This window comes from Legionella sp. 227, from assembly GCF_043161935.1.
Lineage (GTDB): Bacteria > Pseudomonadota > Gammaproteobacteria > Legionellales > Legionellaceae > Legionella > Legionella sheltonii.
Genome location: NZ_CP171154.1, coordinates 2,785,928 through 2,799,421 on the forward strand (window position 1 = coordinate 2,785,928; position 13,494 = coordinate 2,799,421).

The following is a 13,494-nucleotide window of genomic DNA, read 5'->3' on the forward strand; positions in this document are numbered from 1 at the left end:
AGTTTAATTAATCTCAAAACAAGAAGCAGGTAAAAATATTGCCTGATGGGATGTATTTGAGTGCAATTAAGCGATATCAGCCTAAAAAATGCGGCGCATTATTGCCTGTCAAAGAACTTAGGTTTCTTCGATTGCTTAGTTTCAACCTATCAGCTTATTTCTAGCCTTCAATTTTTAAGTGGGTTAATCAGAGTATTAACCGCAACAATAAATTTTTAATAGGTATATATAGAAATGACAATTCGTGTTTTATCTTTCGATTTTGATGGGTGTTTATTTAATATGGCATACATCAATGCTCCTTATACAAATTTTGATAAACATCTTACTGATGCAGTACTTGTCCATAATGAGACGTTCTTAGAGCAGTTAAGGCATGAAAACGAGCGATTTTCGCAAGTGATTGCCATGATTGGTTCGAATCGTCAATCTTTTGAGATTGATACTGCAAACATGGGATTTCTTCAAAGCTTTAAAGGCTCTTGCTGTTCAGCAATTCAAACGGTTTGTAACTATTTGGGTGTAGACTTTAATCCCTTGCTGCTCGCTGACTTATATAACTCTCTTGAACCGGGTACTGCTTATCAGCTGATTATGGATGAGATAAAAAGTGGTAAATGGATTGATGGTGGAGCCCTGGAGCATGAAGATTGCCCCATGGATCAATCCAAAGTGGCACTTATTTTTGCGCAAATGCAAGAAGCTGCCTCCAAAAATCCTGATGAAAAAATAATCTTCGATTTTTATGATGATCGTCATGATATATTGGCAAGGTTACAGGAGTTTTATTCGACACACCCACACATGATCCCTAAAAATGTACTCTTACGTCTTAATCACTATGAGGGGGCAGAGCCCACTTTGGAAGCTGAGTTAGTAGGAGACGGAATTTTATGCAATGATTATCCTGAAATTGTGGTTAATATGTTGGATAATCTTTGGAAACACAATGATATTGCGATGGAGATAAAGTCAAACCGTAATAAACCCGAAATGCTTCAGCCTGTTATGCAGAGTGAACCGTTTGATTCTTCAGATGCAGTTGAAGAGGGTGAACTAGAATCCGATTGTGGACAAAATCAATCTGTCGACCTTGTTGGTGCTGCACAAGTAGAAGAGCAGAGTGAGAAGGAAGCGGTTGAGATCTCTGTTGTTGCGCTTGCTATTGAAGAAAAGGCAATGATGGAGCAAGCTGGTGCCGCGCAAGTAGATGAGCAAACTGAGAAGGAAGCTGTTGAGATCTCTGTTGTTGCACTTGCTATTGAAGAAAAAGCAATGATAGAGCAAGCTGGTGCTGCACAAGTAGAAGAGCGGAGTGAGAAGGAAAGTGTTGAGATCTCTGTTGTTGCGCTTGCTATAGAAGAAAAGGCAATCATGGAGCAAGCTGGTGCTGTACAAGTGGAAGGGCAGAGTGAGAAGGCATCTGTTGAGATTACTGTTGCTGCGCCTGCTATTGAAGAAAAAGCAATGATAGAGCAAGCTGGTGCCGCACAAGAAGAAGAGCAGAGTGAGAAGGAAGCTGTTGAGATCACTGTTGCTGCGCCTGCTGCTGCAGGAAAAGCACCTGGTGCACCTGTTGCCTCAGCTGCTTCTAATCTCGGACGCAATCGCCATAGTTTTCACAATCAAGCGGCGCGTTCAACTACTCATCGTGGTCCTGCTCCAATTCCCGCAAAATACTTCGAAGATAGTTGCGGCTTTAGCAGTGGAAATAGCAGTTGCATTCTTTCCTAAGCTTTAAACAAAAACAGCTGTCTTGAATTATTAATTCAAGACAGTAATTGGTAGGTCGGGCCCTGGCCCGACACAATCGATATTATTCTCAATATCGACTTGTAAATTTTTAAGACAATCCCAATCGCAAACTATAATTTCTTTTTTAAACTATCCGAGATACTGGAATAAAAGAGTACGGAAACATCGCTCGAAAAAGCTATGAATTGCGTGTTGCATTCTTTTGATGCGGTCTATTCAAAATTAAACATTTTTGATGTTTTCTCAAAAAAAATCTGTTAAAGTTTTCCGCAATTCGTAATTACTCAGCCCAAAACTGTCACATTAAGGGCGAGTGGAGGACTGGTAAGTTTAATTAATCTCAAAACAAGAAGCAGGTAAAAATATTGCCTGATGGGATGTATTTGAGTGCAATTAAGCGATATCAGCCTAAAAAATGCGGCGCATTATTGCCTGTCAAAGAACTTAGGTTTCTTCGATTGCTTAGTTTCAACCTATCAGCTTATTTCTAGCCTTCAATTTTTAAGTGGGTTAATCAGAGTATTAACCGCAACAATAAATTTTTAATAGGTATATATAGAAATGACAATTCGTGTTTTATCTTTCGATTTTGATGGGTGTTTATTTAATACGGCATACATCAATGCTCCTTATACAAATTTGGATAAACATCTTACTGATGCAGTACTTATCCATAATGAGACGTTCTTAGAGCAGTTAAGGCATGAAAACGAGCGATTTTCGCAAGTGATTGCCATGATTGGTTCGAATCGTCAATCTTTTGAGATTGATATGTTAAACATGGGTTTTCCTCGAGCCTTTAAAGGCTCCTGCTGTTCAGCAATTCAAACGGTTTGTAACTATTTGGATGTAGACTTTAATCCCTTGCTGCTCGTTGACTTATATAACTCTCTTGAACCGGGTACTGCTTATCAGCTGATTATGGATGAGATAAAAAGTGGTAAATGGTTTGATGGTGGAACTCTGGAGCATAAAGAATGCCCTATGGATAAATCCAAAGTGGTACTTATTTTTGCGCAAATGCAAGAGGCTGCCTCCAAAAATCCTGATGAAAAAATTATCTTTGATTTTTATGATGATCGTCATGATATATTGGGAATTTTAAATAACTTTTATTCGACACACCCACACATGATCCCTAAAAATGTACTCTTACGTCTTAATCACTATGAGGGGGCAGAGTCCACTTTGCAAGCTGAGTTAGTAGGAGACGGAATTTTATGCAATGATTATCCTGAAATTGTGGTTAATATGTTGGATAATCTTTGGAAAATCAATGATATTGCCATGGAGATAAAGTCAAACCGTAATAAACCCGAAATGCTACAGCCTGTCATGCAGAGTGAACCGTTTGATTCTTCAGATGCAGTTGAAGAGGGTGAACTAGAATCCGATTGTGGACAAAATCAATCTGTCGCCCTTGTTAGTGCTGCACAAGTAGAAAAGCAGAGTGAGAAGGAAGCGGTTGAGATCAATGTTGCTGCGCCTGCCGCTGCAGGAAAAGCACTTGGTGCAACTGTTGCCTCAGTCGATTCTAATCTTGGACGCAATCCCCATAGTTTTCACAATCAAGCGGCGCGTTCCATTACTCAATGTGGTTCTGCTCCAATTCTCGCAAAATACTTCGAAGATAGTTACGGCTTTAATAGTTGAAATAGCAGCTGCATTCTTTCCTAAATTTTAAGCAAATACACGCTGTCTTGAGTTCATAGTTCAAGACAGCTACTACGTCTGTATTAGAATACAATACCCAGCTCAGACTCATTAACACTTTATTTAGCCATCGATGTAATTTCTTCTTTGGGGGTAATGTCGCCGCTACTCGCAGTATTCAGTTGAGTGCCATTTATCGGTTTTGATACTGGTCTCCAGAAGAAAGAAAACCAACCCCCACTCGTCTCTGTAGTTGTTTTTTCTGCTTCTTTATTTTTTTCTTTGAGGCGATCCACGATACCAAAATGTTCAATCGCATGCTTTTCTGCTAATTTCATAAATTCTGTATCGGCAATTGGGGGGAGCGCATTGGTTCTGTCTTTATAAAATCGTTCAGCCGCTGTTGCGATTAATCCATTAGCTTGTTTCAGCAAGTGCAATTCATCGACTTCAATTTTTTCACTAGGAACTATGCTACGTAAAGCAGCCAAGTCATAGATAAAGATTCGAATTTGTTGATAAAGCTTTGCAAAATCTTCAATAGTATTAGCAAACTGTTCTTCATAGCTTTTACTAAGTTGCTCAGCGCTGTATTTTTCTAGGCCTTTTCCAGCCAATTTTTTATGGATATGAGTTATTTTGATTGTTGATGGGTAATTAGGTAATTTTTTATATTCTTCGGAATTTATAATTTCATCCAGAATAACTGAAGGGCTATTTTCAAGCTGATTCAATTGCATTAATAATTCGCTAAAAAACTGCGCTAAGCGATTATCTAGAGACTCTTGCAGGTATTTAAAATCTTTTTTAATGCCTTGGGCTCGAACCACTAATGTATGGTTTATGCTTGTGAAACTTAAAAGTAGAAGTTCTGCGACATACTGACGAATCGTTACATTATCTGAAGTAGCGAGTTCTTTAAATTTAGTTAAGATATCAATAATTGCTTGATAAAGAGCTTCTTTTTCCTTTTCTTTTTCACTAGGTGACCAATCATCCGTTAAATATTGTTGACTAACCTGCCGAATCACTATGCCAAATGTTTCTAATACATTCTTGCGATTCACTTCTGATTCCAAGATGGAAGATTCTTTATTAGCAATTTTTTTAATGTTTTCTTCTAAAACCAAGCTTGCGGTATTAATCATATCCGCAAGATTTTTTCTTTGGGTACCAAGTCCAAAAATTTGAAAAAAATGAGCTTGCATTAATAAGGCATGTTCTTCATTGACATAGCCAGAGTAGGTCGTAAAAACATCATTAAAGAGGCCGTAGATATGTCCTTTATGCAAAATTTTGCGTTGCTTTGTGAGGCCCATATAGGAGTAATTGGTTGAGTTATATGCATCATAACCAATTTGATTTTTGGCAATCATGGCATAAAGTGTTCGCAAAATAGTAGGGAAATCGAGTGACGCGACGGGAATTGATTTTGTTTCAGTATTGTCTCCCAAATATTTTCGACCTAAAGCGGAATATTGACGAAAAATTTGGGTGCCATCGTTAAATTCTACCTGATGCCCGCTTAAAAAATTAATTATTTTGTATATTAGTAATTTTTGGACATGAGTGGTTTTATATCCATTAGGGCAGACGATTACCCCTTGCTGGGAACCATTATTTCCGGTTGAGCCAGTTCCGTGATGGCCGGGCATGGAGTAACGAACATAATTTTGAGTTTCTTTAGAAACTACTTCAGGACAAATTGGGGTAAAGCCCCAATCCGATCGTTCATTGGCATAAAAAATTAACTCAGCATTTTTTATAATTTGGGGTAATATAAAAAATCGTTCGTCATACCAGGTAATTAGATAAAAATCTCCGGGTACAGGGTCGATACCAAAAAAATTGATTGATGCATTAGACAGATAGGTTTTAAGCTGATTGAACCATTGCTCTTTCTCTTCTTTGGGGATCAGATTAATTTGGGATTGTAGAGGTTCTATAATATCTGGTGTATTATTTGTCGGCGTACCTTTTTGTCTTTTGATTTGTTGCTCAGTTAAATACTTCAATACCTCTTCAAAAGTACCGCATGTGGAAATAATTGATTGGATAGCTTCTAATTCATGGGCGATTAAAATCGATTCAACAGCACCTCTACTGTGAGCAATAATATTGATTTGTGTTTGCCCGCGGGCAATTGCTTTTAATATTGACGCCAGACCTAGGCCAATTTTTTCTCCTACATTAGAACCATCCGTTTTAGGTCCATTAATTACGGTAATTTCATCAGCCTGAAAAGGGTAAGGATTTTTTAAGTCTACTTTTGTCGTTTGAGTAGGGGCGCTGGTTTTAATTAAAGAAGAGATTATGCTTAATGATTCTCCCTTAGGATAATCTTTTACTTTGGCACCCTTAGTATATGGGGCAGGTTTGGGGGCTTGTTTTAATTCAGGGGTAAAGTCAGTGAGCGTCCCTAGCATCGTCAGGGTGAATGGTTGTTTTTCGATTTTACTGTCCATAGTATCTGCCTCATATTATGACACAATGATCAATTATAAATTCTTCTGAATATAATTCATTGATTCTTTTATCATTAAGAAACAATCAAACTGTCGAGGTACAGCCACCTAACCTGTAAATAATGGGTTGATGGTATTTTTTATAGTTTCATTTTTAGCAAATAATAGCAATAAAAATTGTCTGATTGTATTAAAAAGAAGATAATGCTGCATCTTATAAGCTAAGGGGCATATTATGCTTTTGTTCTTTTCAAGTAGTTCTCTTCCGGAGATTCGTAAAAAAGCTAAGGATTTTATTGAGGCGAAGGGGGTGGGAACGATGTCCTTTGCTCGTATCATGGTCGAACGTGAAGAAGAGATACTTGCTTTATTAAAACAGATTGTTACTCAGCGCAAAGAGCCAACGGAGTTAATTATTTTTATAGACGAGGTTAGTTCTAATTTCTTAGAAAAATTGCTTCAACTAATTGAAGGAAATCCCTATTTTCGCAAGCTTGCCCTGGATTCATATGCTTCCTTTGATTTAGCTAAGATTTCAATCATTACTGATGCATTAGCTCGAGAAACGTGTTCTTTAAACGAATTGGCTTGGAAGCTGCCAAAACACAATATTCATTTACAACCTTTGGCGGAAGCTCTAAGACAAAATAACTCCCTTTTGCAATTGGAATTCGAGGGGAATACAAAGTCTTTACCCTTAAGACATTTAGAGAGTGTTTTCCATGCTTTGCTGGGTTCCGATGAGAGGGCAGAAGTACAAGGGAATAAGAATATTAAGAGAGTCCATTTAAAACACGTTTCTGTCTCAAGGGAAGATAAAAAAGCAGTAGAGTTACTTAATTTGGTTTTAAAAACTAATCCAAATATCCAAGAACTTCTTTTTTCTTCAGTTGATACAATTCCTGAAGAATTATTGGCTAACCTTAAGGATGCTGAAAACTTAACTTCATTAACTCTTTGTTCAGAGTCCACTGAACAATTAAATTTAAAAATGTTGAGCGTATTAGAAAGAGGCTTGCCTCCTGGCTTGGAAGTCCTTGAACTCTCTACTAAATATAAAGGGCCCACCGAATATCAAGATCCCGAAGAAAAATATCAAAATTTCATAAAGCATCAGCATGCCCATATAAAACGGCTAAATTTCCCATTTTTCCTAAATACAGAATCTCCCCAAAGAAAACCTCCCGAAGCGAACCTGGATAAAAGTAGATTGGCAGAGGAATATTTAGAGCAGTTCATTGAGTTTCTAAAAAAATGTAAACATAAAAATTTTAATTTAAAACTTCATGCAAGTCTCCTCGAGTTAATACCGTATCCTAAGAAAAAGGAATATATTCATAAAATAAAGCCATTACTCGCAGAAAAAGATGTTTATTTAGATTCCTGTTTGCCTCATACAGGTATATACAAAAAACAAAGACAACACGCAGTGTTTTTTACTGTTTTGGCACATGCTAAAAGAAATCAGGACTTTGATGATTTAGAATCGGCTTTTCTTGAAAATAGCGATCCTTCGGAATTAGAGTTTGCTGTCGAAGAGGATACTGATGAAGTTGAATCTTCAATAAGTTCTTGTCGTGCATTTTAGATAAATTGTAAATAATCATGCAATGTGCAGAAACTATTTTCGCTCAGTTAATATTTAATTAATTTTTATCACTTACAATGCCCTATTAATGAACGCCTGCACTGTGCATCCATGAAAATTTATAGTAAAAGAGATCAAGGGTTTCAAGAGGTTTATACTCCTGGGGATTCTCTCCCGCAGTATATTGAAGAGCCTGAGAAGAAACCCTTTATTATCTTAACATTGCCTCGTGACTCTCTGAATGATTATTATCTAGATGATTATTTTCCCCTGTTTAAAAAGCTTGGATATAGGGAGGTAATTGGACAGTCACTAATTTTAACGGTTACGAGCAAAAGAAAAGTTGAGATTGTTATCAATGCAATTCTTACAAGCCCTGATTACAATCATGCTCAAAATAAAGTTTTGATTGAAAGATTAAGGTCAATACAGCACGAGCTGTCTAAAATTGAAAAATCTTCAAAATTACCTCCTAGAAGCAAAGATTTTGCAAAATATCATCCGGTAAATGTCGACGTTACCAGAGAACGAAATGCGCCAAAACCCTCTCATAGCGTGAAGAAAGTACGAAAGGAGAGTAAAGAAGCTGTAGAAATTTTTAAAATCGAAGAGTCTGGAAGAAGAATTACTGAAATTGAGGCTTTTAATGGTATAGGTTATCGGCTTCTGTTAAATGACCGCACACCTAAAGTGAGCAGTGTGCATGATGCGGAAGGGCATCGAGTTGGGGTGCTCTCTCGAGAGATAGAAAATTATCGATCTTTGCATGATTACTATCTAAAAGAGGAGCAAACGACGGGTCAAATGCGTTCGCCAAAGCAGAAGGACCTCGTAAAATCCGGTATTGGTAGAATATTAGCTGCTGCCTATTGTGAGGAAGAGAATGATCTGCATGGTGGCAATATTGGCTATGATCCCATTAAACTGATATCCAGGAAAGTGGATCATGATCAAGCAAACTGGACATTCACATCAAAATATCAAAATAAAAATCCTAATAAGCCACTCTATAGGTCTGATGAAAGAGCATTCGGTATAAAACCTAAAGATGCTTTTCCGATAACTCAAAGAGATATTACTAATTTTCCGCATTTAACGGATGCTAAACCTCGAGATTTTCCTGATGAGGCGGATATGGGTCTTTTAGATCTGGTAGGAATTGAGAATGATCCTGATTTTATTAAAGATGTCTTTTCAGTTTTTCTTAAAAGCGCTTTATTCGATGAGCAAATATATCGACCTATCGCTAACGCAACGATTGGGAATCTTAAATTACGAGAAGAAATAGTAGCTCATAAAACCAGACGTAGTAAATTACTCAGAGAGGAACTGTTAAAGAATGATAAATTTTTAAATTTTCTTATTAATCATCCAAATTTAAAATCACAGATCCTTGATGAATTTAAAGAATATAACAAGGATTATAATGCAAATAGTCCATTGCGTCTCAATCTTAAGAATTTAGAAATTAAATTAGTAGCTCTTGTTGAGCAAGCACCCAGTGAAATAAAAAAGCGAGAAAACGTAGCAATAAGTATTTTTGAGGCACACTATAAACCAGACCTGGATAATAATTCGTATCAATATAAAGAGAAAACAACAATTGACTCAGCCCAACGAAAAAAAACAACAATAGAACACATCAAAATAAGGCTTGATGTGACCGAAAATCAAGCGGAATTATATTTCAATAAAGCTAGGGAAACGTGGTTAAGGAATCCAATAAATAGTAAAAATAATATTAATGAAAGAAAAGCAGAGAGTATTCTTGAGGAAGTTTTAGCTGATGTCATTAAGCTGGATAATAAAGTTGGATTTTTTGGTGGTGAAGAGCGTACTTTAGATAATGGTAATACAATTAAAATACCCAGAGGTGCTGCGGCTATTTTTGATCTCTATAAACAATATAAAAATCATGAAATTACTTCTGCGATGGAAGCCTTAGAATTGATTATTGAGGAAGCAGCTATTTCAAACGCTTATCAAGGACATACCTGGTTTAATCGACGTCAGAATGAAACCTCTGAGTTTTATAATAATATCGTTGCGATTCAGCATCGACCATTTGTCGAAGAGATGATGAATGCTCCGTTAAAAATACAATATCATTAAGGTGATTTTTTGACGGTAACTTTTCTTAGCATATCACTAGATACTTCTAAAGCATCGTTAATTTTTGATACGACATTGTCTTTTGATTGAAAAAATCCATGTCGCCCACTTTTTTCAACAGGCTTAGCCAAAGCAACAGCTTCTTCTTTTGTTATTTCTGCTGCTTTAAAATAGGTTTTAATTGATTGTCTCAGTGTTTTATCTAATTGAGATATAATTTCATAATAATTATTTGATTCATCAACAGGCTTTGCAAAATCTCGTGTAAGTTGTTCCGTAGTGCTCTTTAATTGTTTTATTTTGCTTTGAATAATTTGGTATTTTTCATTATGTACACCAGATTTCTTTTCTAGTTTATTGGCTATTTCTATAAGTGCCTTTTCCAAATTTACTGCTGCTGCAACAATTATTTGCTGTTTTTTTTGAAAAAGGTCATATACGGCACCAATGTGTTCTTGAGTATTATATTTTCTAATGTAGTCGGTATTATAATTTCTTATAGGGCTAAAAGTATGTTTGGAAGGATTAAAATCTTCTATGTGATTTGTATAAACATCTAAAACCTCGTCATATTTCTGATAATAGTTTTTAGTTCGAGAAAGGTATTCGGAAGCAGGGTATACATCATCAGACCAAGGATCACAGATATAAGCATCCTTACCCCAGGTTTCTGGCTTTTTCGGATCACTTCCTTTTTGTCGCCCAACAACCAGGACCACGTGATTGCCGCCTACTAATTGAAAAACTTCTGCGTTGATATGAGGCGCATAATGAGCTATGTAATCAAGGGCTAATTCAGAAAGCTCATTACAATTTCCAATTGAATATTTTTTACTGCATTCAATCGATTTGTAAAATTCATAAATGTAATAGTCAAACTCCAACCAGGAGCTTGCAGCTTCTTGAGATTTTTCTCTTATAGTTTTTACTGCTTCACTAAGGCTTTTTTTCTTATCAATAGGATAACTATTATTAATAAGTTGCGTTGCGCCTTCTATGATAAATGCTCTTGCATATTGATTAGCAAGACGAGCTGCATCCTTATTTGAGGCAGGGACAATAGGCATTCCTAATTTCATAAAAAAACCAAAGTGCTCACTTTCATTAAATTATAGTTAAAAAAAATTAAGATTTTATTATTCTAAAAACAGGGGAATAGCAAAAACTTAAAACCCTTTAAACTCAATTCCAAAAGAATAATTGATTGCTAGAATTCATATGCCAGTTGCATCCGTGCAGAGGGCTTTATAGCGAGACTATGTTTTCATGGGAAGGAGGCGGATTATTTAATGAGCCGGGAAGGGGGGAGGTTTTAGTCTCAAATAGACCAAGCCTACGGAGATTTTCTTCGTATTCTTGAACTTTGCGAAATACTTTGCCTGGGTTTTCTTTCTTTGGAATCGAATTCGTTTGGGGTTGAGTTTCCTGATTTGAGTGTCCTACATGCGGATGTTCCGAAATAGATTCAGGGGCTTTATTCACTGTAGAAAGAGGGACACTCTCACGATCAGAACTTTTTTGAGGCGTAGCTGTAACCATATCCGTTGGTGGCATTGTATGTTTCAAATAAAGATTTAATGCACTCTCCCCGGAGGATAATGCTTTTTCTAAAGATGTTAATTTTTGAAAAACCGGAGTTTTAATATTGAATTGAGTTTTTAGCCGTCCTATGGGGCTGCGATTATGTTCAAATAAAAGAGTACAGTGAGATAGGGATTGGAGAAGCTTCATCTTTTCTGCCAATTCCGCTTGAGGATTATCGTAATCATAAAGGTGCTTATTCAGAAGTTGGGCTGCTTTGAACTTGTCTGTAGCAAGAGCATTTTTATAGGATTCACTTTGTTTCAATCGCATCTCTTCTTGTAAACGTAATTGGTCAGGAATGTTTTCAAATTTATTAATGAAATCAATTAAAAAAGAGGCTCTTTTTCTATTCTTTTTGTTGCTGCTTTCTTTCCAATTTTCGTGTAATACGCGTAATGATTTTAGTTCCTTAGTTATTTGCCGTTTTGCGGTTTGCCAATCATGATGATATTTCAGAGTCCCTTGCTCAAAATGACGTAAGCTCTCCTCAATAACAAATCTGCCAGGACATTTTGAAACAAGGCTTTTGAATTTGCGGTAGCTTTCGCTGGTATGAGCATTTTTCCCATTGGTGCCTGCAATACGTTGCATCCATGCTTCTCTTTCGGCAAACATTTGTGCAAAAAGCATGAATTGTCTATACCCTAAAAGGCTGAAAATATCCTCTTGGCTTATGAACTCTGGTAAATCCGATGTGGGTAGTTGGGCAAGAGGAGCTAATACTTTGGTGGTAAACTCTTTATAGAATTCTTCAATATTTTTTAGCTCAATATCTAAGCTTTTAAAATCTTCTTCATTTGCTTCGAGAGTAGAAGTATTTCTTTCCCATCTTCTGAATCGCTTCATCAAATGGTGGTAATTTTTAAAAATTTGTTGATGTTGATTCGAGTTGGATTTATTTCTGATTAACATTGGATCTCCAGTGCCATTTTAGTTTGTGACTAGATGATAAAAAAATTCAGAATGATATCAGGAGATAAATATTTTTGAAGAAGTTTATTCTGTGCCAAGAATATTAATATCTGCGAGATTCATTATTACCCCCTATAACTCATTAGCATAAGGCTAGCGGATCTGTATATAGTATTTTTGATTATTAGTAAAACGATCGACCTATAGCAGTTGATTGGGGGTTATTGGGATCAAAATGTTCATCTATTTCAAGAGCTGCTGCTATTTCTTTAGCTCGGAGGTGAGAAGGTGTATTACTAGCTAATGGTTTAAAAAACAATTGAGGATGAGTACTACGCAATGAACCGTACCTGTCTACTTGTGAGTTTTCAGAAGAATAAGATGTGATATCTGAAGACTTGTAACCTGATAAATCATTTAAAGTGGAGTTAGTCGTTGCAATAAATTCCGCTAAAGTTGTGTTTCCTGAGACAGGATTTTTGCTCTCAGTATCATAGATGACGCCCTCTAGTTGAAGTAAGCTGCGCTGATAAGAATAAGTGAATGGGAATTTAAGTACATGCACTAAAGCAACTAAAGGAAGAACCATTAGAGTTGCTGCAGCTGCCATTGCAAACCTTAAAAATTGTAAACCAAAGCCTATGCAACACGATATATTTCTAAGAATGATTGAGTCATTCCATCGTTCTTCATCTCTAATATATATGAAAGGATTATCACTGCGTTGCCTACTAGGCAAGCCATAATTAATTAAGACGTTAGATAATTGTGGGAGCAAGGTGATATCAATTAATCCATGTTTCAGCTGATTCGGATCGAGTTCTCTTCCATATATTTTTTTAAGTATCCCATAATCCCCATACATTATTGCAAAAGTGTCGCTTATTCCTTCAAAAAAATTATTTTTTATTACTTTATTTAATTTTATCCATGGATACCAACTATTGATTTTCAATGCAGTGTTTTTAAAATATTCATCTGTTTTAATCGAGACGAAGCATACATATAAAGGCTAGGATCTTTTCTTATGGCTAAAGAGGTTATATTTTCACTGTCCTTTAGCTCATCTGGTATATGTATATAAGTGTGACAATTGATTAAAATGGCTTTAAGAACAAAACTTTCTTTATTCTTTAGCGTAGATGCTGCATAGTGCATTGCAAATGCACTTATTTTGACTGCCTCAAGCATGAACGCTTCATTAGCTTTTAGCTGTTCAGGAGTATCCTTGAGCAATGCAATGTTGTGTTTTATTTTTTCTAATTCTTGTTCTTCAAACTTACTTAACATAATGAATGAAATCTCTTAACTAATATAAAAGCTTAACATCGTACAGTTTGTTTATTAATATTGCAAATTTAAAATAGCTATCCTAAATGATTTTACAAAGTAAGCAAGGGTCAGGTCGAATGACTCGACCTTTGT

At 36.1% G+C, this 13,494-nt stretch carries 9 protein-coding genes; 4 read left to right on the forward strand and 5 right to left on the reverse strand.

Features of this window, described 5'->3' with window-relative positions; all coding sequences use genetic code 11:
* Window positions 1–234: 234 nt before the first annotated feature.
* Together ACF8MK_RS12100 and ACF8MK_RS12105 are read left to right on the forward strand one after the other, a co-directional pair.
* Complete coding sequence (locus tag ACF8MK_RS12100; protein ID WP_392536874.1) at window positions 235–1,734, forward strand: hypothetical protein; 1,500 nt, start codon at window positions 235–237, stop codon at window positions 1,732–1,734.
* A 582-nt stretch (window positions 1,735–2,316) separates the two neighbouring features.
* Window positions 2,317–3,408, forward strand: coding sequence for a hypothetical protein (locus ACF8MK_RS12105; protein WP_392536875.1), 1,092 nt, complete (start codon window positions 2,317–2,319; stop codon window positions 3,406–3,408).
* Between the two features lie 119 nt (window positions 3,409–3,527).
* Here ACF8MK_RS12105 and ACF8MK_RS12110 read toward each other — a convergent pair whose 3' ends face one another.
* Window positions 3,528–5,873, reverse strand: a complete 2,346-nt coding sequence (locus ACF8MK_RS12110) for a hypothetical protein (protein ID WP_392536876.1) — start codon at window positions 5,871–5,873, stop codon at window positions 3,528–3,530.
* A 235-nt stretch (window positions 5,874–6,108) separates the two neighbouring features.
* Between ACF8MK_RS12110 and ACF8MK_RS12115 the strand changes: the two genes are divergently transcribed.
* Both ACF8MK_RS12115 and ACF8MK_RS12120 read left to right on the forward strand, forming a co-directional pair.
* Window positions 6,109–7,461 (forward strand): hypothetical protein, encoded by a 1,353-nt coding sequence (locus ACF8MK_RS12115; protein ID WP_392536877.1) that lies wholly within the window; start codon window positions 6,109–6,111, stop codon window positions 7,459–7,461.
* Between the two features lie 111 nt (window positions 7,462–7,572).
* Window positions 7,573–9,573 (forward strand): hypothetical protein, encoded by a 2,001-nt coding sequence (locus tag ACF8MK_RS12120; protein WP_392536878.1) that lies wholly within the window; start codon window positions 7,573–7,575, stop codon window positions 9,571–9,573.
* Here ACF8MK_RS12120 and ACF8MK_RS12125 read toward each other — a convergent pair.
* The 4 genes from ACF8MK_RS12125 to ACF8MK_RS12140 all read right to left on the reverse strand — a co-directional run bounded on the left by ACF8MK_RS12125 (window position 9,570) and on the right by ACF8MK_RS12140 (window position 13,359).
* A complete protein-coding gene (locus tag ACF8MK_RS12125; protein ID WP_392536879.1) occupies window positions 9,570–10,652 on the reverse strand; it encodes a hypothetical protein in 1,083 nt (360 codons plus the stop codon). The genes ACF8MK_RS12120 and ACF8MK_RS12125 overlap by 4 nt on opposite strands.
* Before the next feature lie 166 nt (window positions 10,653–10,818).
* Window positions 10,819–12,069 (reverse strand): EbhA, encoded by a 1,251-nt coding sequence (locus ACF8MK_RS12130; RefSeq protein ID WP_392536880.1) that lies wholly within the window; start codon window positions 12,067–12,069, stop codon window positions 10,819–10,821.
* Between the two features lie 184 nt (window positions 12,070–12,253).
* Window positions 12,254–13,024, reverse strand: coding sequence for a hypothetical protein (locus tag ACF8MK_RS12135; RefSeq protein WP_392536881.1), 771 nt, complete (start codon window positions 13,022–13,024; stop codon window positions 12,254–12,256).
* Window positions 13,021–13,359: a DUF4116 domain-containing protein gene (locus ACF8MK_RS12140; protein WP_392536882.1), complete on the reverse strand. Its 339-nt coding sequence runs from the start codon at window positions 13,357–13,359 to the stop codon at window positions 13,021–13,023. Before ACF8MK_RS12140 ends, ACF8MK_RS12135 begins: the two co-directional genes overlap by 4 nt.
* Window positions 13,360–13,494 lie beyond the last annotated feature (135 nt).

Bases quoted from the DNA above. Each gene is read 5' to 3' on its own strand.
- ACF8MK_RS12100 (WP_392536874.1), top strand. From the start codon at position 235: ATGACAATTCGTGTTTTATCTTTCGATTTTGATGGGTGTTTATTTAAT.
- ACF8MK_RS12105 (WP_392536875.1), top strand. From the start codon at position 2,317: ATGACAATTCGTGTTTTATCTTTCGATTTTGATGGGTGTTTATTTAAT.
- ACF8MK_RS12110 (WP_392536876.1), bottom strand. From the start codon at position 5,873: ATGGACAGTAAAATCGAAAAACAACCATTCACCCTGACGATGCTAGGG.
- ACF8MK_RS12115 (WP_392536877.1), top strand. From the start codon at position 6,109: ATGCTTTTGTTCTTTTCAAGTAGTTCTCTTCCGGAGATTCGTAAAAAA.
- ACF8MK_RS12120 (WP_392536878.1), top strand. From the start codon at position 7,573: ATGAAAATTTATAGTAAAAGAGATCAAGGGTTTCAAGAGGTTTATACT.
- ACF8MK_RS12125 (WP_392536879.1), bottom strand. From the start codon at position 10,652: ATGAAATTAGGAATGCCTATTGTCCCTGCCTCAAATAAGGATGCAGCT.
- ACF8MK_RS12130 (WP_392536880.1), bottom strand. From the start codon at position 12,069: ATGTTAATCAGAAATAAATCCAACTCGAATCAACATCAACAAATTTTT.
- ACF8MK_RS12140 (WP_392536882.1), bottom strand. From the start codon at position 13,359: ATGTTAAGTAAGTTTGAAGAACAAGAATTAGAAAAAATAAAACACAAC.